This is a genomic window from Acidimicrobiia bacterium, from assembly GCA_035651955.1.
Lineage (GTDB): Bacteria > Actinomycetota > Acidimicrobiia > IMCC26256 > JAMXLJ01 > JAMXLJ01.
The window spans coordinates 20262-38923 of record DASRES010000002.1; the positions used below are offsets into that span (position 1 = coordinate 20262).

16 protein-coding genes are annotated in these 18662 nt (G+C 71.2%); 7 read left to right on the forward strand and 9 right to left on the reverse strand.

The genetic code is table 11. From position 1 onward, the window contains the following. Positions 1-5 precede the first annotated feature (5 nt). The gene (locus VFC33_00820) at positions 6-728 is read left to right on the forward strand and encodes an enoyl-CoA hydratase/isomerase family protein (protein HZR11765.1); all 723 of its coding nucleotides are present in this window, start codon (positions 6-8) and stop codon (positions 726-728) included. Here VFC33_00820 and VFC33_00825 read toward each other — a convergent pair. Together VFC33_00825 and VFC33_00830 are read right to left on the reverse strand one after the other, a co-directional pair. Next, positions 712-2004, reverse strand: a complete 1293-nt coding sequence (locus tag VFC33_00825; protein ID HZR11766.1) for a cytochrome P450 — start codon at positions 2002-2004, stop codon at positions 712-714. The genes VFC33_00820 and VFC33_00825 overlap by 17 nt on opposite strands. Continuing rightward, positions 2001-3215: a CoA transferase gene (locus VFC33_00830; protein HZR11767.1), complete on the reverse strand. Its 1215-nt coding sequence runs from the start codon at positions 3213-3215 to the stop codon at positions 2001-2003. The genes VFC33_00825 and VFC33_00830 overlap by 4 nt, the downstream gene beginning before the upstream one ends. Before the next feature lie 179 nt (positions 3216-3394). On the opposite strand from VFC33_00830, the gene VFC33_00835 reads away from it, so the two are divergent. Continuing rightward, entirely contained in the window at positions 3395-4309 is a 915-nt protein-coding gene (locus VFC33_00835; GenBank protein ID HZR11768.1) for a TIGR03564 family F420-dependent LLM class oxidoreductase, read from the forward strand. A 15-nt stretch (positions 4310-4324) separates the two neighbouring features. Here the strand turns inward: VFC33_00835 and VFC33_00840 are convergent, their stop codons facing one another. Further along, entirely contained in the window at positions 4325-5260 is a 936-nt protein-coding gene (locus VFC33_00840; protein HZR11769.1) for an acyl-CoA dehydrogenase family protein, read from the reverse strand. Next, entirely contained in the window at positions 5260-6420 is a 1161-nt protein-coding gene (locus tag VFC33_00845; protein HZR11770.1) for an acyl-CoA dehydrogenase family protein, read from the reverse strand. The genes VFC33_00840 and VFC33_00845 overlap by 1 nt, the downstream gene beginning before the upstream one ends. Before the next feature lie 118 nt (positions 6421-6538). Here VFC33_00845 and VFC33_00850 point away from each other — a divergent pair, with 118 nt between their 5' ends. Beyond that, positions 6539-8011, forward strand: coding sequence for an aldehyde dehydrogenase family protein (locus tag VFC33_00850; protein ID HZR11771.1), 1473 nt, complete (start codon positions 6539-6541; stop codon positions 8009-8011). Position 8012: 1 nt separating this feature from the next. Continuing rightward, positions 8013-9068 (forward strand): dihydrodipicolinate reductase, encoded by a 1056-nt coding sequence (locus VFC33_00855; GenBank protein ID HZR11772.1) that lies wholly within the window; start codon positions 8013-8015, stop codon positions 9066-9068. Between the two features lie 12 nt (positions 9069-9080). Here VFC33_00855 and VFC33_00860 read toward each other — a convergent pair whose 3' ends face one another. After that, positions 9081-10376, reverse strand: coding sequence for an ABC transporter substrate-binding protein (locus tag VFC33_00860; GenBank protein HZR11773.1), 1296 nt, complete (start codon positions 10374-10376; stop codon positions 9081-9083). Positions 10377-10606: 230 nt separating this feature from the next. On the opposite strand from VFC33_00860, the gene VFC33_00865 reads away from it, so the two are divergent. Beyond that, entirely contained in the window at positions 10607-11833 is a 1227-nt protein-coding gene (locus VFC33_00865) for an amidohydrolase family protein (protein HZR11774.1), read from the forward strand. 5 nt (positions 11834-11838) lie between these two features. Here VFC33_00865 and VFC33_00870 read toward each other — a convergent pair whose 3' ends face one another. Genes VFC33_00870 through VFC33_00885 form a run of 4 tightly spaced genes read right to left on the reverse strand, consistent with a single transcriptional unit; the run spans position 11839 to position 16340 of the window. Next, positions 11839-12558, reverse strand: a complete 720-nt coding sequence (locus VFC33_00870; GenBank protein HZR11775.1) for an alpha/beta hydrolase — start codon at positions 12556-12558, stop codon at positions 11839-11841. 59 nt (positions 12559-12617) lie between these two features. Further along, the gene (locus tag VFC33_00875) at positions 12618-13850 is read right to left on the reverse strand and encodes a cytochrome P450 (protein HZR11776.1); all 1233 of its coding nucleotides are present in this window, start codon (positions 13848-13850) and stop codon (positions 12618-12620) included. Beyond that, positions 13847-14992 carry an acyl-CoA dehydrogenase family protein gene (locus tag VFC33_00880; protein ID HZR11777.1) on the reverse strand — a complete coding sequence of 382 codons (1146 nt, stop codon included), beginning with the start codon at positions 14990-14992 and terminating at the stop codon, positions 13847-13849. Before VFC33_00880 ends, VFC33_00875 begins: the two co-directional genes overlap by 4 nt. A gap of 1 nt (position 14993) precedes the next feature. Then, positions 14994-16340 carry a TetR/AcrR family transcriptional regulator gene (locus VFC33_00885; GenBank protein ID HZR11778.1) on the reverse strand — a complete coding sequence of 449 codons (1347 nt, stop codon included), beginning with the start codon at positions 16338-16340 and terminating at the stop codon, positions 14994-14996. A 145-nt stretch (positions 16341-16485) separates the two neighbouring features. Between VFC33_00885 and VFC33_00890 the strand changes: the two genes are divergently transcribed. Both VFC33_00890 and VFC33_00895 read left to right on the forward strand, forming a co-directional pair. Next, complete coding sequence (locus tag VFC33_00890) at positions 16486-17508, forward strand: aldo/keto reductase (protein HZR11779.1); 1023 nt, start codon at positions 16486-16488, stop codon at positions 17506-17508. A 16-nt stretch (positions 17509-17524) separates the two neighbouring features. Continuing rightward, a partial coding sequence (locus VFC33_00895) for an amidohydrolase family protein (GenBank protein HZR11780.1) occupies positions 17525-18662 on the forward strand: 1138 nt, incomplete at its 3' end.

Genomic DNA, 18662 nt, shown 5'->3' on the forward strand with positions numbered 1-18662 from the left:
GACGCGTGATCCGCGAGGAGCTGCGCGACCGCGTCACGTGGCTGACGTTCGACCGGCCCGAACGGCTGAACGCGTTCACGGCCGACGACTACGTCTCGTTGCGCGAGCGGGTCGAGCGTATCGCGGGTGACGACGGCGTCCGGGCCGTCGTGCTCACGGGCCACGGGCGCGCGTTCTCGGCGGGTGCGGACCGGTCGCTCGTCGACGGGACCGCGTCGGAACGCGAGCGCGAGCTCGCCGCGATCGAGTTCCCCGCGCTGCTCGGCGCGCTCGAGGCGTGCTCGAAGCCGATCCTCGCGGCGGTGAACGGGCTCGCGGTCGGGTTCGGCGCGACCGTGCTGCTGTACTGCGACCTGGTGCTGATGGCGGAGTCCGCCCGCCTGCGCCTGCCGTTCACGTCGCTCGGCATCGTCCCCGAGGCGGGCAGCTCCGCGCTGCTCCCCGCGCGGGCGCGCGGGAGCGATGCCGTGTGGGCGATGCTGTCGAGCGAGTGGATCGACGCGCCCGGCGCGCTCGCGATGGGATTCGCCTGGCGCGTCGTGCCCGACGACGACCTCGGCGACGCGACGCAGCAGGCCGCGGCCGCGATCGCGGCCCACGACCCGGCCGCGGTCGCGGCGACGAAGCGGTTGCTGACCGCCGGGCGCGCCGAGATCGCGCGCGCCGCGATCGAGCGTGAGTACGCCGCGATGCAGGCGTTGACCGGGAAGCTCAGCCCGCCGGCGTGAACTCCAGGTGGAGCTCCGTCACGCCGCGCAGCACGAATGTCGGCACGTAGTCGTAGTGCCGTGCGCCGGCGGGACCGTGCGCGCGCTCGGAGATGCGGATGTCGGCCATCCGGTCGAGGAGCCGCTCCAGCCCCACGCGTGCCTCCGCGCGCGCGAGCGGCGCGCCCGGGCACGTGTGGATGCCGTGCCCGAACGACAGGTGCGTCCGCGCGTTCGCCCGATCGACGTCGAAGTCGTCCGGCCGCTCGTAGCGGCGCGGGTCACGGTTCGCGGCGCCGTTCAGCACCATGACCGTCGTGCCCGCAGGCAGGTCGACCCCGCCGACGTTCGTCGGGACCCGTGACAGCCGGAAGTCGCCCTTCACCGGGCTCTCGTAGCGCAGGCACTCCTCGACGAAGTTCGGGATGCGGTCGCGCTCGTCGCGCAGCAGCTGCTGCAGGTCGGGACGCTCGGCGACGAGCTGCAGCGCGGTGCCGAACAGCCGAACCGTCGTCTCCTGACCGGCCGCGAAGAGGTTCGTCGCGATGCGCACGACGTCGATCACCTCGGGCATCGACCCGTCCGGGAACGTCGCGGTCGCGAGCCCGGTCATGACGTCGTCGCGCGGCTCGCGCCGGCGCTCCTCGATGTAGGTCGTGAACCGGTCATAGAGGAACTCGAGCGGGTTGTGGACCATGCCCTGCTCGTGGCCGCTCCGGCCGATGACGTTGCCGGGGTGCTTGGCGGCGAGCCGCTCGCGGAACGCGCCGTGGTCGGCCTCGGGCACACCGAGCAGGTCGGCGACGACGAGCATCGCGAACGGCTGGCCGAACTCGCTGATGAGCTCGCACTCGCCGCGCGCGAGGAACTCGTCGATCTGGCGGTCGGCGAGCCGCCACATGAACGCCTCGTTCTCCTTCAGCCGCTTCGGCGTGATCAGGCGCATCAGCAGCGCGCGGTGCGCCGTGTGCTTCGGCGGGTCCATCGTCGTGATCTGGTCGTTGAAGGGCAGCGCGTCGCGGTGCGCCTCGATGAGCGCGCTCACGTCGTCACCCTCGAGCGGGACCGGGAAGCCCGGGAAGGGTCCCGTCACCGCGTTGCACGACGAGAACACGTCGGTGTCGTGGTAGACGGCGATCGCCTCGTCGTACCCCGTCACCATCACGACGTCGTGGTGCGACTCGCGCTGCACCGGGCACCTGGTGCGGAGATGCTCGAAGTAGGGATACGGGTCGGCGACGACCGACTGGTCGGTGAAGAAGTCGATCGCGTCGAAGTCGCCCGAGGCGTCGCTCACAGCACGGCTCCTGACACCTTGTGCTCCAGGATCTCGTCGTAGGTGAGGCCCAGCTCCAGCAGCACCTCGTCGGTGTGCTCGCCGTGCTCGGGTGCGCCGCGCACGGACGCCGGCGTCTCGTCGAACTGCACGGGATTCGCAGGCAGCGCGAACTCGGCGCCGCTCGCCGTCGTGATGCGCTCGAGGTAGCCGTTCGCGATCGCCTGGGGGTCGTCGTGGACCTCGAGCGGCGTCTGCAGCGGTGCCCACACACCTTCGAGGTCGCGGAAGCGCTCGCACCACTCGGCGTACGTCCGCGTACGGAAGATCTCGCGCAGCAGCTGGATGCACTCGCGCCGGTTCTCGTAGCGCGCGGCGGCATCCTTGAAGCGCGGGTCGTCGACGAGGTCGGGGCGGTCCAGGTGCGCGCACAGGTCGGGCCAGAAGCGGTCGGCCTGCAGCAGCATCAGCGCGATGAAGCGCCCGTCCTTCGTCGGGTACGTGCCGACGAGCGGGTTGGGGATCGAGTCGCGGTCGAACGACGGGAGCTCCACACCCTCGTAGAGCTTCGCGGACGTCACGTCGGGGCCGAGGTTCCACAACCCCATCGCGAGCAACGAGACGTCCACGACCGACGGCGTGCCCGTCCGCTCGCGACGGACCAGCGCGGCCGCGATGCCGCCCGCGATGGTGAGACCGCCGAGCACGTCGCCGAACGCGGGACGTTGGTCGCCGGGCCACTCCGACGCGGGGCTCTTGAACGCCATCGCGAGGCCCGCGCGCGCCCAGTACGACGCGCCGTCGAACCCGCCCCGGTCGGCCTCGTCACCACGCGGGCCCTGGCCCGACCCGCGGACGTAGACGATGTTCGGGTTGCGGGCCCGGATGTCGTCGACGTCGATGCGGAGCCGCTTGCGGACGCTGGGCAGGTAGCTCGTCACGAAGACGTCGGCGGTCTCGCACAGCCGGTACAGGAGCTCGCGTCCGCCGTCGGTCGACAGGTCGAGGCCGACCGACCGCTTTCCCCGGTTGGGCACCTCGAACATGAAGTTCACGCCGCCGGCGCCGGGGACGAGCCCGGACGACACGAGGCCGCGCTGGGGGTCGCCGGTCGCCGGGTGCTCGATCTTGATCACGTCGGCGCCCCACTCGGCGAGCACCGAGCCCGAGATCGGCACGAACGTCCACGCCGCGACCTCCACGACGCGGATTCCTGCGAGCACGTCCTGCATCGGTCCTCCTGATTACCAGCTTTGCATGCTATGAGAGCGTCGTTTCCGCCGCAATCGCCGCCGCAATCGCCGCCGAGCGCCGCCGCGTTGGGACGGTTTGTCGGCCATACGACGCGAAAGTGTCCCAACGGCGGGGTGGTCGAGCGGCGACGATCATGCACCGGGACGAGGAGGCTGGCATGCGGATCGGGTTGACCGGCGGCGGTTCGTCGCTCGAGCGGATCGTCGAGCAGGCCGAGCGGGCGGAGGCGGACGGGTTCCGGGCGCTGTGGTTCGCGAGTGCGATCGCGGGTGATCCGCTCGTCGCGATGGCGTGCGCGGGACGGGCGACGTCGTCGATCGAGCTCGGGACCGCCGTCCTGCAGACGTACACCTGCCATCCGCTGCTGCAGGCGAACCGCGTTGCGTCGGTCGTGTCCGCGATGGGACGCGCCGGGTTCACGCTCGGGATCGGGCCGTCGCACGAGTCGGTGGTCCGCGGCGTCTACGGGATGTCGTACGACCATCCCGGTCGCAGCACGGAGGAGTACGTGCGGATCGTCACCGCGCTGTTGCGCGGCGAGGCGATCGACTTCGACGGCGACGACTGGACGGTCCACAGCGACGGTCGGATGGCGCGCGTCGCGCACACGGTCCCGGTGCTCGTGTCCGCGCTCGCGCCGCGCCTGTTGCGCGTCGCGGGCGAGGTCGCGGACGGGACCGTGCTCTGGATGGCGCCCGCGCGCGCCATCGAGACGCACGTCGCGCCCCGCATCACCGCGGCGGCGAGGGACGCAGGACGGCCGGCGCCGCGGATCGTCGCGGGCCTCCCGGTCGCGGTGCACGACGACGAAGGGGAGGCGCGCGCAGTGGCGGCGTCGATGTTCGCGGGATACGGGACGTTGCCGAACTACCGGCGCATCCTCGAGATCGGTGGCGCGGACGGGCCGGCCGACGCCGTCATCGTCGGCGACGAGGCCGCGGTCCGTGCGCAGCTGCAAGGGCTCCTCGACGCGGGTGCCACCGACATCTGGGCCGCGGTGTTCCCCGTCGGCGACGACGGGCGCGCGTCGCGACACCGCACCACGGATCTGCTGCGCGAGCTCACGAGCTGACGGCCCGGCCGACGGTCAGAGCTCGATCAGCGTGGGGACGTGGCGCTGCGCGAGCAGCCGGTGGCCGACGTCGATCACGACGCGGTCCGACGACCCGAGCAGCCCGTCGAGCGCGAGCGTCCGCTTGAGGTACCGGTGGAACGGGTGGTCGGTCGTGAACCCGATCCCCGCCAGCACCTGCTGGCAGTGCGCGGCGACGGTTCTCGCGGTGCGCCCCGCGATCGCCTTCGCGAGCGCGGCCGTCTCGGGGCCGGGCTCGTCCGCGGCCGCGACGAGCGCGGCATCGAGGGACTCGACCGCCACGAGCGCCTCGGCCAACCGGTGGCGCACCGCCTGGAAGCGCGCGACGGGCCGGCCGAACTGCACGCGTTCGATCGCGTGCGCGCGAGCGAGCCCGAGCATCGTCCGCGCCGCGCCGAGGATCTGGTGCGCGACGGCCCGCCGGCCGAGCGCGACGGCCGCATCCCACGCGCAGTCGTCGAGCGGCGTGACGTCCGCGCCGTCGACGTCGACGCGTACGAGGTGCAGCCCGGCGCACGGGTCGACGCCGTGCACCGGCGTCATCTCCGTCGCGCTCGGTGCGACGGTGGCGATCCCGGCCTCGCACGCGACGAGCAGGCGGCGCGCCGTCGTGATCCGGTCGGTCGCCAGCCCGCGCCCGTCCACCGGCCGGTTCCAGGAGCCGAACGGCGGGAGCAGCACCGCGAGGTCGGGGCGTGGTGGCACCCCGAGCGCGCAGGCGACGACGTCGTCGAGCGCGGTCGCCGTCGCGTTCGCCGCACCGAGCACGTCGAAGACGATCGCGATCGCGTCGCGCGGCTCGGCCTCGAGCATCTCCAGCCAGCCGAGCTCCGCGAGCGCGCCGTCCACGCTCGCGTTGCCGTCCGCGCACGCACGGTCGACGGCGTCGCGCACGGTCTCCGCAAGGAGCGATCGTTCGGCGGCGTCCATCACTCGTCGCTCCCGAGGTCGAGCAGGCGACGGGCGATGATGTTGCGTTGCACCTCGGCGGTGCCCCCGTAGATGGTCGCCGCGCGCGAGTACAGGTACTCGTTGCGCCACATCTCGCCGACGGAGCCGTCGTCGGTCTCGATCACGCCGGGGAGCAGGCGACGCGCGGCGTCGAACGTCACCTGCTCGCCCGTCGCGACGAGGACCTTGTCGATCGACGTCTCGGCGCCGAGCGTCTCGCCTGCTGCGAGGCGGTGCTGCGTGACCCGGGAACGGGCGCGCAGCGCGTGCAGGTGGACGAACGCGTCGCCGACGATCTCGGCGGTCCGGTCGTCGTCGGACGGCGCGCTCTCGACGAGGAGCTGCAGCCGTCGGTAGAGGTACGCGATGCGTTGCCAGAAGCACGACGACCGCTCGTACGGCAGGATGCTCATCGCGACGGCCCACCCGCCGTTCAGCTCGCCCAGCATGCGGTCGGCGGGGACCGTGACGTCGTCGAAGAACACCTCGGCGAACTCGCGCTCGCCGTTGATCATCTCGATCGGCGACACCGTGATCCCGGGCGTGTCCATGTCGACGAAGAACGCGGTGATGCCCCGGTGGCGGGCCTCAATCGTGCCGGTACGGGTGAGCAGGACGCACCGGTCGGAGTACTGGGCGAGGCTGGTCCACACCTTCTGCCCGTTGACGACCCAGGTCCGCGCGGTCGCGGGGTCTCCACGGGGCGTCGCCCGGCAGCTCAGCGACGCGAGGTCGCTGCCCGTTCCGGGCTCGGAGAAGCCCTGGCACCACAGCTCCGCGCCCGAGAGCAGGCGCGGCACGACGTCCGCCGCGAGGTCGGGCGGCGCGAAGTCGATCAGCGTCGGCGCGAGCACCTCGATGAGCGAGAACAGACCCGGGTCCGCGAGCCCACGACCCGCGAGCGCGGCGCCGAGCTCGGTGCGCATCATCGGGGACCCGCCGAGACCACCGACGCGCTCGGGCCAGCCGTACCGCATCCAACCTGCGTCGAAGAGGATCGCCTTCACCCGTTGCATCTGCGCGACGTGGTCGTCGAGCTCGCCGGGCGGCGTGTAGCGGGGCGCGAGCTCGTCGTGGTGCGCGTCGAGCCAGGCGTGGAGCTCGGATCGGTACTCGGCGAGGTCGCAAGCCGCGCTCATGCGGAAACCGCGCTCATCCGGAACCGCGCTCATCTGGAAACGGGGCACACGCTGGCGGAGAGAAGCATTCTCATCTACCGTAACCGTCCCCCCGTACACGACCAAGGGTGGTCATGCCGTGACGATCTGGCACGAGGACCGTCTGCTCGTCGACGGCGAGCTCGTCGGGGCCGAGCACGGCGCGACGTACGAGACGATCGCGCCCGCGACCGAGGAGGTGCTCGGCACCGCGGCCGACGCGTCGGTCGGCGACGCGCGACGGGCGATCGCTGCGGCGCGGCGCGCGTTCGACACCACCGACTGGTCGCGTGATCACGCGCTCCGGGTCCGGTGCCTGCGCCAGCTCGAGCAGGCGCTGCGCGACGAGGTCGAGCACGTGCGCGAGATCCTCGTCCAGGAGGTGGGCGCGCCCGTGTCGAGCACGGGTGGCCCGCAGCTCGAGGCGCCGATCGACGTCGTCGGGTGGTACGCCGACCTGCTCGAGGGCTACGAGTTCGTCGAGGACCTCGGCGACCGCGACACCTTCGCGGGCCGGCACCACCGTTGGATCGAGAAGGAGGCGGCCGGCGTCGTCGCCGCGATCACCGCGTACAACTACCCGATCCAGCTCGCGCTCGCGAAGCTCGCCCCCGCGCTCGCCGCAGGTTGCACGGTCGTGCTGAAGGGCGCACCCGACACGCCGTGGGCGACGCTCGCGCTCGGCCGTCTCGTGGCGGACGCGACCGACATCCCGCCCGGCGTGGTGAACGTGCTCGCATCGTCGGACAACGCGGTCGGCGCCGAGCTGACGACCGATCCCGACGTCGACGTGATCTCGTTCACCGGCTCCACCGCGGTGGGCCGCCAGATCATGAGCGCCGCCAGCGCGACGGTGAAGCGCGTCTTCCTCGAGCTGGGCGGCAAGTCCGCGTTCGTGCTCCTCGACGACGGTGATCCCGCGATGGCCGGCTTGTTCTGCGCGTACGCGGCGACGTCGCACGCCGGCCAAGGCTGCGCGATCACCTCGCGGCTCGTCGTGCCGCGCGACAAGCTGGACGAGGTCGTCGACGTCGCGCGCACCACGCTCGAGAGCATCCCCTACGGCGACCCCGCCGACCCCGCGAACATGATGGGCCCGCTCATCAGCGCGCGGCAGCGGGAGAAGGTCGCCGGCTACGTCGACCGCGCCGTCGCCGAGGGTGCGAAGGCCGTCACCGGTGGGCGGGTGCCCGAGCACCTCCCCAAGGGCTTCTTCTACGAGCCGACCCTGCTGGTCGGGGCCGGCGAGGACTCCGCGGTCGCGCAGGAGGAGCTGTTCGGTCCGGTGCTCGTCGTGCTCCCGCACGACGGCGACGACGACGCCGTGCGCGTGGCGAACAACTCGATCTACGGGCTGTCCGGCTCCGTCCTCAGCGGCGACCGCGAGCGCGCGCTCGGCGTCGCCCGCCGGATCCGCGCGGGGACGATGAGCGTGAACGGCGGCGTGTATTACGGGCCCGACGCCCCGTTCGGCGGCTACCGGCAGTCCGGGATCGGGCGCGAGATGGGTGCGGCCGGGCTCGACGAGTTCCTCGAGCGCAAGACGTTCGCCGAGCCCGCCGCGACGACCTGACGTGGCGGAACGCCGCTTCCGCGTCGTCCAGTGGGCGACGGGCAACATCGGGACGCGCGCGCTGCGCGAGGTGATCCGTCACCCGTCGCTCGAGCTCGTCGGCGTGCTCGTGTACGACCCTGCGAAGGTCGGTGTCGACGCGGGGACGCTGTGCGGCGAGGAGCCCGTCGGCGTGGCGGCGACCGACGATCCGTCGGCGATCGTCGCGTTGCACGCCGACTGCGTGCTCCACATGCCGCGACACTTCGTCCTCGACGACGTCGTCGCGCTCCTCGAGTCGGGGTCGAACGTCGTCACGACGCGCGGCGAGCTCCTGGCCGGCGGGCACCGCCTCGGCGAGGCGGCGCGTGCGCGTGTGCTCGACGCGTGCGCGTGTGGCAACACGTCCGTGTACGCGACCGGCAGCAGTCCCGGCTTCATCACCGACGCGCTCCCGTTCGCGCTGCTGTCGTTGCAGCGCCGGGTCGACTCGATCGAGATCGCCGAGTTCGCCGACCTGTCCCGTCGCGACTCGCCCCACATGGTGTTCCGGCAGATGGGCTTCGGTCAGCCTCCGGAGGCGTTCGACCCGCGGCGCGCGTCCGCCCTCCTCGCGGAGTTCGGCCCCGCGCTCGACGACCTGGCCGCCGCGGCCGGCCGGCCCGTCGACGACTGGGCGTCCGACGGCGAGGTCGCGGTCACGCGCGCGGCGACGACGATCGCCGCGGGTGAGATCCCGGCCGGCACGGTCGGCGCGCAACGCACCGCGATGGTCGGGCGCAGCCGGGGCGACGAGGTCGTGCGGTTCACCGTCAACTGGTACTGCACGACCGACGTCGACCCCGCGTGGGATCTCCGCGGGACGGGGTGGCGCGTGCAGATCCACGGCGACGCGCCGCTCGACGTCACGCTCGCGTTCCCGATCCCGCTCGACGAGCTCGGGTCGTTCACGCCCGCGTACACCGCGAACCGTCCGGTGAACGCGATCCCGTACGTCTGTGCGGCGGCGCCCGGCATCCTCGCGACGGCGGGCCTGCCGGCGATCACACCGGCAGGCCCGCTCGACGCGTCGCGCTGACTCGGACCGTCGCTACAGCGTCGGCACCGGCTTCGAGCTCGGGATGCTCGTCGGCAGCGGGTCCCAGCACAGGAACGGCTTCCCGGGCGTGCTCCAGATCGGGACGAACTTGCCGTTCTCGACCTTCAGGTAGCCGATGCACTGGCGTGGGTAGTGCAAGTCGGTGTGCTGCTTGGTCCAGTCGACCGGCAGCATCATGCCGTCGGCGTTCCAGTCGGTCAGCGTGTTGAGGTAGTCGACGACCTTCTGGCGCGTGAAGGTCGGTCCGGCGCCCTTCAGCCCGGTGACGAACAGCTGCGCGAGTCCCCAGCCGATCGCCGTGTACTCAGTCGTCTGGTAGTTCGACTTCTTCATCCAGTCGAGGTACTGGTTGAGGGCCGGGAACTTCGGGTTCGTCTCGAGCGGCGCCTCCTGCACGATGACGATCGAGCCGTTGAAGAAGCCGGCGTTCTTCGACATGAAGTCGTGGTCGTACGCGTTCGGAAGGTAGATGGGGACGTTGAGCCCCTGCTGACGCATCTCACGGGCCAGCGTGAGCACGCCGTTGTTGTCCATGCACGTCGTCACGAAGTCGACGTGCGCGTCGATCATCCGCTTCACGTCCGCGCTCATGTCCGTCACGCCGAACGACAGCGCCTTGGTCGTGTACGCCAGCTTGGCGACGGGGTACTTCTCGAAGCTCGCCTTGATGCCGTCCATGCAGTCGGCCGATGCCGCCACGTTGTACGCGAGCACGCCGAGGTTCTTCTTGCCGAGCTTCCACGCCGCGTACGGCAGCAGCGGCGACGGGCACCCGGAACCATTGCACAGCGCGCCGACGGACCCGAAGAGGTTCGGCGGTCCCGTCCACTCCGCGTTGATGCCCCAGCCGAACGTCGGGATGCCGGCCTGCGCGAGCAGCGGCGCGCCGCTGAACGCCACGTTGGTCGCGACCGGGATCACCGCGAAGGCGTTGTCCTGGTCGATGATCGCCTCGACCTCGCGGCGGTTCTGGGTCATCTGGTCGTCGTGGCGGGCGACGATGACGAGCTTCCGCCCGTACATCCCGCCCTGCGAGTTGATCATGTTGAAGTAGGCCTGGACGCCGTCGAAGAACGAGCCGTACGCCGCGCCGAGAACGTTCGTGGTCGCGGCGACCCCGCTGACCCGGATCTCGGTGGGCGTGACGCCCGGCTCGTTCAGCTGCGGGAAGTTCCCGGACTTGATCGACGTCGGCGAGCCGCCGCTCGACGAGGTCGTCGTGCTCTTGGCCTTCCCCGAGCTCGAGTTGGAGCACGACGCCGCGACCGCGGCGACCACCGCGACCACGGCGATCGAGCGGACACGCATCGACAGGCGCGGGCGCCGACCGTCCCCGCCGCGACATGCATGGGTCGCCATCACTCAGTCTCCCCCCGGATCCGTCTCACGCACGCGACGTGCGGAAGACATGTTCTACTCGAACGAGTACGGCGTTTCCGGCGCACGGTAGACGCGATGCCGTCCCCGCGCCACGCGACCCCCGTACCTGACGCCGGTGTCAGGTAAGCTATCCCGCCATGGCCGACCTCCCGAAGATCATCAGCGTCGACGACCACGTCGTGGAGCCCCCGCACGTCTGGCAGACGTACCTCCCGCAGAGGTTCCGCGAGAAGGGACCACGGGTCGAACGCGGCACGTGGGGCGACTTCCGCCTGCGCCCCGGCGCGGTCTACGACCAGCAGCAGGTCGAGGGCGGCCAGCCCGGCGACTACTGGGTCTACGAGGACCGCGTCATCTACGTGCAGAAGCGGTTCGTCGCGATCCCGCTCGACGCGACACCGGGTGGTGACGTGTCGAAGTTCGACTCGAGCGTCATGGACATGATCGCCATGACGTACGACGAGATGCGGCCCGGTTGCTACGACCCGAAGGCGCGCAAGCAGGACCTCGAGCTCGCAGGGTGCGACGGGTCGTTGCCGTTCCCGACGTTCCCGCGCTTCTGCGGCCAGACGTTCCTCGAGGGCAACGACAAGGATCTCGGCCTCGCGTGCGTCGAGGCGTACAACGACTGGATGATCGACGAGTGGTGCGGGGACAGCGACGGGTTCAACATCCCGCTGTGCCTGATCCCGATGTGGGACGCCGACCTCGCGGCGAAGGAGGTCGAGCGCATCGCGGCGAAGGGTTGTCACGCGATCTGCTTCAGCGAGATCCCGACCCATCTCGGCCTGCCGTCGATCCACACCGGCGTGTGGGACCCGCTGTTCGCGCGCTGCAACGACCTCGGCGTCACGCTGTGCATGCACATCGGGTCGTCGTCGAAGATGCCCATCGCGTCGCCTGACGCGCCGCCCGGCGTCGCGGGCGTGCTGCAGTTCAACAACTCGATGGCGAGCCTCGCCGACTGGCTGTACTCGGGTGTGCTCGTGCGCTTCCCGAAGCTCAAGCTCGCGTACAGCGAGGGCCAGATCGGCTGGATCCCCTACGCGCTCGAGCGTGCCGACACCGTGTGGGAGCACCACGACGCGTGGATCAAGGCGAAGGAGCGGATCCCCGACCCGCCGTCGACGTACTACGCCGGGCGCATCTTCGGGTGCTTCACGTCCGACGAGCACGGGTTGCGGAACATCGACGCGGTCGGCGAGGACAACGTCTGCTTCGAGACCGACTACCCGCACACCGACACGACGTGGCCGAACACGTTGCCGTTCATCGAGAAGTTCCGCGAGAACCTCACCGACGAGCAGCTCTACAAGGTGCTGCGCGGCAACGCGATCCGCATGCTCGAGCTCGACCGCGTCTGACCGCATCACGTGCCGGCGATCTCGAGGAGCGCGTCCGCGACCGCGCGCGGCTCGGTGATCATGAGGTCGTGGCCGGTGTCGATCTCCCACAGCCGGCCGTCGGCGCGCGCCTTGTCCATGAGGTCGCGGTCGCGTGTGGCGAGCGTCGACGTGCACACGACGTGGTACTGCGGGATCGCCTGCAGCGCGTCCTCGTTCGCCAGCTCGAGCTCCTGCTCGAAGCACCGCCACGGGTGACCGGTGAGTCGGTCGTCCATCCACGCGACGTCGGCGTCGTCGGTCACGCCGTAGAACCGGCCCGCGCCCGGCGCGGGGAGCAGCACCAGCTCGACCCCGTCGACGACCTCACCCATCGGGCGGACGGCCTCGATGACCGGACCGGCGACGTCGACGAGCGACTGCCCGTTCCTCGGGTTCGCGGCGTCCAGGTAGACGAGCCGACCGACGCGGTCGGCGGCTCGGTCGGCGACACCGGTGATCACCATCCCGCCGTAGCTGTGGCCGACCAGGATCACGTCGCGCAGGTCCTCGTAGTGGAGGACGGCGACGACGTCGCGCACGTGCATGTCGAGGTCGACCGCCGGTCCGAGAAGGTGCGCCCGCTCGCCCAGGCCGGTCAGGGTCGGCGCGTGCACGTCGTGACCCGCGGCGCGCAGCAGTGGCGCGACCTTTCCGTAGCACCAGCCACCGTGCCCACCGCCGTGCACCAGGACGTACGTCGCCATCGCGTCTCCGTTCGGAAGATGCGGCACTCACGTACGCAATGCGTACGTGAGTGCCGCATCTATCCAGTTCGATAGCGCAGCGGGAGGTGCTTGATGCTGCCGTTGACGATCGAGCTGAGCCGCTCGACGGGTCCGGCGAGCTCGAACGACGCCACCCGATCGAGCAGGAGCGCGAGCACGATCTCGAGCTCGAGGCGCGCGAGCTGCGCCCCCATGCAGAAGTGCTCGCCGAACCCGAACGCGAGATGCTGGTTCGGGCGCCGATCGACGCGGAACGCGAACGGCTCGTCGAACACGTCCTCGTCACGGTTCGCCGACGCGTAGTAGAGCGCCACCTGGTCGCCCGCCGCGATGTCGACGCCGCGAATCGTGCAGTCCTCGGTCGCGACCCGGGTGAAGTGGCTGATCGGACTCACCCAGCGGAGGATCTCCTCGACCGCGTCGGACAGGTGCTCGCGACGGCCGCGCAGCTTCTCCCACTCGTCCGGGTGCTCGCAGAACGCGAGCACCCCACCGCTGATCGCGTTGCGCGTCGTCTCGTTGCCTGCCTCCACGAGCAGCTCGCAGTAGGCGAGGAGCTGATCGGCGGTGAGGGGCTCCCCCTCGACCGTGCCACGGACGAGATCGCTGACGAGGTCGTCGCGCAGGTCGTCCCGGCGCGCCGCGATGAGCCGCTCGAAGTACGAGTGCAGCTCGCGGCGCGCGCGCATGAACGTCTGCCCCGGCCGCTCACCGGGCCGGCGGTACTCGGGGTCGTCCTTGCCGATGACCTCGTTCGTCCACCGGAAGAGCAGGTCCCAGTCGTCGCGGGGAACGCCGAGGCTCCAGGCGATCACCGCGAGCGGGAACGGCGCGGCAAGTCGCGCGACGAGGTCGATCTCGCCGGAGCCGCCGCGGGGGATCGCGTCCTCGACGATGCTCGCGGCGATGCGCGCGATGTCGTCCCTCTTCGCCCGGGCGGCGCGTGGTGTGAATCGTCGCATGACGACGCGACGGAGCGCGCCGTGCCGGGGCGGGTCCGACAGCACGACCATCTCGGGTACGGGGAGCTCGGGCGCGTTCGCCCGCGCGAGCGTGATTCCACGCGCGTTCGAGAAGCGGCGCGGCTGGGTCGACACCTGTACGACGTCGGCATGCTTCGTGATCGCCCAGAACGGCTCGTAGCCGCGTGGTTCGAAGCGGGCGACAGGCGCCTCGGCTCGCAGCTCCGTCCACGCGCGATGCGGGTACCCGTCCCGGGCCCAGCGCTCCGGATCGACGAGCTCGTCGGGATCGAAGGAGACGGTCCTCACGTTGGCTCCGTTCGACGCTCTCGGGGCAGGGCGAGCAGCCGCTCCGCGATCACGTTCCGCTGAATCTCGCTCGTCCCACCCATGATCGAGTTCGCGCGCGTGGACAGCAGCCCGCGCGCCCACGGGCCGTCGTCGACCAACGCACCGGGACCGAGCGCAGCGACGGCCGCCTCGTGGAGCCGCTGCGACATACCGGCCCAGAACAGCTTCACGAGGCTCGACTCCGCGCCGATCTCCTCACCGCGCGCGAGACGGGCGAGCGTGCGTCCGTTGTGCAGGCGGAAGATCTCGACGTCGATCCACGACCGCGCGAGCGCCTGGCGCACGATCGCGTCGTCGTCCAGGCCCGCCTGGACGCACGCCGCGCTCAACCGCTCGATCGCGACCTCGGCGAGCACCTGCTCGCGCCAGATGAACGAGCCGCCCCGCTCGTTGCCGAGCGTCGTGTTCGCGACGCGCCAGCCCTCGTGCTCCGGGCCGATCAGGTTGGCGACGGGGACCTCGACGTCGTCGAGGAACACCTCGTTGAACTCGCTGTCACCGGTGATCTGGCGGAGCGGCCGGACGTCGACGCCGGGCGCGTCCATCGGGACGGCGAGCATCGAGATGCCCTTGTGCGAGGGCGCGTCCGGATCCGTGCGCACCAGCGCGATCCCCATGTCGGCGAACGTCGCGTACGACGACCAGACCTTCTGCCCGTTGACCCGGTACACGCCGCCGGACTTCTTCGCGCGGGCCGACAGTGACGCGAGATCACTGCCTGCCCCGGGCTCGCTGAACAACTGGCACCACACGTCCTCGCCGGCGAGGATGCGCGGCATCCAGCGCGCCCGCTGCTCGGCCGTGCCGTGCGCCATGAGGGTGGGCCCGACCAGCGTGACGCCGGCCCGACCGAGGAGCGGCGGCGCGCCGGCTCGCGCGAGCTCCTCGTTGTAGATCGCCACCTGCGTGACGGACGCGCCGCGCCCCCCGTACTCGACGGGCCAGTGGATCGCGACCCAGCCGCCCGCGTGCATCGTGCGCTGCCACTCGCGCAACACGTCGGCGTCCGCGCGCGTCGTCGCGACGTCGACGCGCGGCGGCGGATGGGCGCGCAGCCAGCCGCGCAGCTCGTCGCGGAGCGCGTCGTCATCCGTCGCCATCTCAGCGGCCCAGCAGCCCACGCTCGATCACGTGCGCGGCGGCGTCGACCTCGGCCGGCGTGCGTTGGCGCGGCCCGAACACCCCGAGCAGCGCCACCATCACCACCGCGTCGAGATCGACGTCACCGAAGTCACGTGGCCGGAGATAGCGCGCGATCCGCCTGCGACCCCAGTCGAGCGGCGGCGCGGACTCGGCCCGCAGCCCGGGATCCTGCAGCGCGGCGTCGACCCAGACGCGCAGCATCCCCGCCTCGTGCGCGTGCGCCGCGTTGTAGCGGCGGAGCCAGCGCCGCAACGCGGCCCGGAGCGCTGGCGGCTCGGTACCGAGGACGTCCGGGAGCTCCGTGAGCGTCGCGGCGACCGCCTGGTTGGCGCGCGCGGTCAAGATGCGCGCCAGCTCGTCCTTGCTGCGGAAGTAACGGTAGAACGCGCCGTGCGACACGCCCGCGGCCTCGACGAGGTCGTCGACGCGAGCGCCGTGGTATCCCCGCTCGACGAACACGTCGTGCGCGGACCTCAGGAGCGCGTGCAGCGCGCGGTTCGTGTCGCCGTTGCCGGCGAGCGCGTCGTCGCCGCCACTGAGGAGGGCCGCGGTGTCCGTGTCGAACGGCAGCACGGGCGGTTCCGGCCCGTCCGGTCCGTGGACGTTGACGTCGGCACGCACCCCGAACAGCGTCCGGTGCAGGACGTCGGTGAGCGAGACCTGGACCCGCCCGTCGGGGTACGCGGCGGGCGCGACGGTCCGCAGGATGCCGAGGACGTCGAACGTGTGGTTCACGACCTGCAGGAGCAACCGGATGACGGGATCGAGCTGGCGGGGCGGCAGCGTCGTCGTCACGAAACGGGCGCGGATGCGCGCGACCGTGTCCTCACCAGTCCGCGCGATCGCGCGGGCGACGTCCTCGTCGCTCTCGACGGCCGCCTCGTACGCGTGGAACACGGGCTCGTAGCGCGCGTAGATGTCCGCGTAGCGGGCGACCCACGCGCGCAGCGCGCTCCACCCGTCGGCGTCCGTCGTCAAGAGGTCGAGCGCCTCGGTGGACGCGCTCACCTGACGCGCGAGCTGCGCTGCGAGGTGGAAGAACACGTCCTCCTTGCTCGCGAAGTACTGGTAGAAGGACACGCGGGAGCAGCCCGCGACCCTCGCGATCCGCTCGACGCTGGCCCCGTGGTATCCCTCGTCCGCGAAGACGCGCAGCGCGGCATCGAGGATCCGCTGTTGGGTGCGCTGACCGCGGGCGCCGACACGTGGGTTGTCGGAGAACGGTGCCCGGCGGACCGCGCCCGCGCCGCCGGGCGGTGTGCGCTCGGGGCTGGTGCGTTCCGGGGTCGCGCCGGGGGCCGCCATCGCGATGGTGACACTACCGTTAGTCGACGCACCGTGCCATGATGACGACGACCGCCCAATGACGAGCGTCGTCGTGTACGAATGACACGACTGTTAGCTGCAGGCCGTCTCGCTGGACGTCGTCGGGCGCCGGGGGAGGACACCGATGGACGCACGCAGCGAGCCACGCATGGAGCTCCGCCCGTTCGGTCGTACGGGCCTCCACGTCTCGGCCGTCGGGTACGGGTGCTGGGAGATCGGCGGAGGCTACGGCGACATCGCGGCGGCCGAGTTCGAGCGGGCCGTCGGCCGCGCGCTCGACCTCGGGATCAACTGCTTCGACACCGCCGAGGGGTACGGCATGGGCGCGTCCGAGCAGGCCCTCGGTCAAGCGTTGGGGCGGCGTCGCGACGAGGCCCTCGTCGTCACGAAGTTCGGCATGAACTACCGCGACAAGCCAAACCTCCGGGACAGCAGCCGTGCGCGCGTGCTCGCGTCGATCGACAAGAGCTTGAAGAACCTCGGCACCGACTACGTCGACGTGTACCTCGTGCACTGGCCCGACCGCCTCACGCCGTTCGAGGAGACGATGGGCGCGCTCGACGACATCGTGCGCGAGGGCAAGGTCCGCTTCGTCGGCCTCTCGAACTTCAAGCTCGAGGAGATCGAGGCGTGCATGGCGATCCGGCGTGTCGACGTCGTGCAGTACGGGTTCAACATGTTCGACCGGCGGATGCAGCGCGACATCCTCCCGTATTGCGCGCAGCACGGCGTCGGGTTCATGGCGTACGGATCGCTCGCGTACGGCCTGCTGACCGGGACGTTCACCGAGGACATCGAGTTCGGTGGGCAGGACTGGCGGTCGCGACAGGGGAACATGGGCTCGATCAAGATGTTCGCCGCCCTCTTCGGCCCCGACCGGTTCGCGAACAACGTCCGCGCGGTCGAGGAGCTCAAGGCGCTCGCGGCGCGCTACGACAAGAGCGTCCCGCAGCTCGCGCTGCGCTGGGCCACGTCGCATCCGGCCGTGAGCACCGCGCTCGTGGGGTGCCGCACCGTCGGCGAGGTCGAGGACAACGTCGGCGCACTCGGGTGGTCGATCGACGGCGCCGACCTCGCCGAGATCGACGCGATCTTCGAACGGCACGGCGTCGACACGATGCCCGAGTTCTGGATCGAGGAGACATGAGCGACGGTGGCGGTCGATGACCGTCGATCTCGTCGTCCGGGGCGGGACGGTGTTCGACGGGACCGGCGCGCCCGGACGCGTCGCGGACGTCGCCGTCGCGGACGGCATGATCGCCGAGATCGGGGACCTGCGCGGCTCGGGCGCGCGCGAGCTCGACGCCTCGGGCTGCGCGGTCGCGCCCGGCTTCGTCGACATCCACACCCACTACGACGCGCAGGTGCTGTGGGACCCCGCGCTGCGACCGTCGTCGTCGCACGGCGTGACGACCGTGATCGCGGGGAACTGCGGCTTCTCGATCGCTCCCACACGACCCGAGCACCGCGACGCGATCGTCGGCACGCTCGAGAACGTCGAGGACATGGATCCGGCGACGCTGTCGGCGGGCATCGCGTGGCAGTTCGAGACGTTCCCGCAGTACCTCGACGCGGTCGGGCGGCGCGGCACCGTGCTGAACTTCACGGCGTACGTCGGGCACTCGGCGCTCCGGCTGTACGTCCTCGGCGACGCGGCGTACGAACGGGCCGCGACGACCGACGAGATCGCGCAGATGTGCGCGCTCGTGCGCGAGGCGATCGAAGCCGGGGCCGCAGGGTTCTCGACGAGCTTCTCGTACGCGCACCGCGGCGTGGACGGCAAGCCCGTGCCGAGCCGCTTCGCGGAGCGCGACGAGGTCGACGCCCTGTTCCACGCGGCGGGCTCGACGGGCAAGGGCGTCGTGCTGATCACGCCGGGGAGTCAGTGCACATACGCCGACGTGTACGAGTGGCAGCCGCGAGTCGGCCGGCCCTTCACCTACCCGTTGTTCGCGAGCCCGGGCGGCCGGCACCTCGAACCCGTGGGTCTGCACGAGCAGGGTCTCGCCCGCGGCGCACGGGTGTGGCCGCAGGTCACGCCGCGACCGCTCACGATGCAGTTCACGCTGGCCGATCCGTACAGCCTCAACACGGGCACGGTGTTCGGCGAGCTGCTGAAGGTGAGCCGCGCGGTGCGGCTCGCCGCGTACCGCGACCCCGAGTGGCGCGCGCTCGCCGCCGCCGACCTCGAGACGTCACCGATGAAGCCGCGCTGGGACACGTTCGAGGTCTCCGAGTCGAGGACCTTCCCGGAGCTGCAGGGCCGGCGCGTCACCGACCTCGCGCGCGAGCGCGGGTGCA

Excerpts from the sequence above, each read along its gene's own strand:
- VFC33_00830 (HZR11767.1), bottom strand. The coding sequence starts at position 3,215 with ATGCAGGACGTGCTCGCAGGAATCCGCGTCGTGGAGGTCGCGGCGTGG.
- VFC33_00835 (HZR11768.1), top strand. The coding sequence starts at position 3,395 with ATGCGGATCGGGTTGACCGGCGGCGGTTCGTCGCTCGAGCGGATCGTC.
- VFC33_00840 (HZR11769.1), bottom strand. The coding sequence starts at position 5,260 with ATGGACGCCGCCGAACGATCGCTCCTTGCGGAGACCGTGCGCGACGCC.
- VFC33_00845 (HZR11770.1), bottom strand. The coding sequence starts at position 6,420 with ATGAGCGCGGCTTGCGACCTCGCCGAGTACCGATCCGAGCTCCACGCC.
- VFC33_00865 (HZR11774.1), top strand. The coding sequence starts at position 10,607 with ATGGCCGACCTCCCGAAGATCATCAGCGTCGACGACCACGTCGTGGAG.
- VFC33_00870 (HZR11775.1), bottom strand. The coding sequence starts at position 12,558 with ATGGCGACGTACGTCCTGGTGCACGGCGGTGGGCACGGTGGCTGGTGC.
- VFC33_00880 (HZR11777.1), bottom strand. The coding sequence starts at position 14,992 with ATGGCGACGGATGACGACGCGCTCCGCGACGAGCTGCGCGGCTGGCTG.
- VFC33_00885 (HZR11778.1), bottom strand. The coding sequence starts at position 16,340 with ATGGCGGCCCCCGGCGCGACCCCGGAACGCACCAGCCCCGAGCGCACA.
- VFC33_00890 (HZR11779.1), top strand. The coding sequence starts at position 16,486 with ATGGACGCACGCAGCGAGCCACGCATGGAGCTCCGCCCGTTCGGTCGT.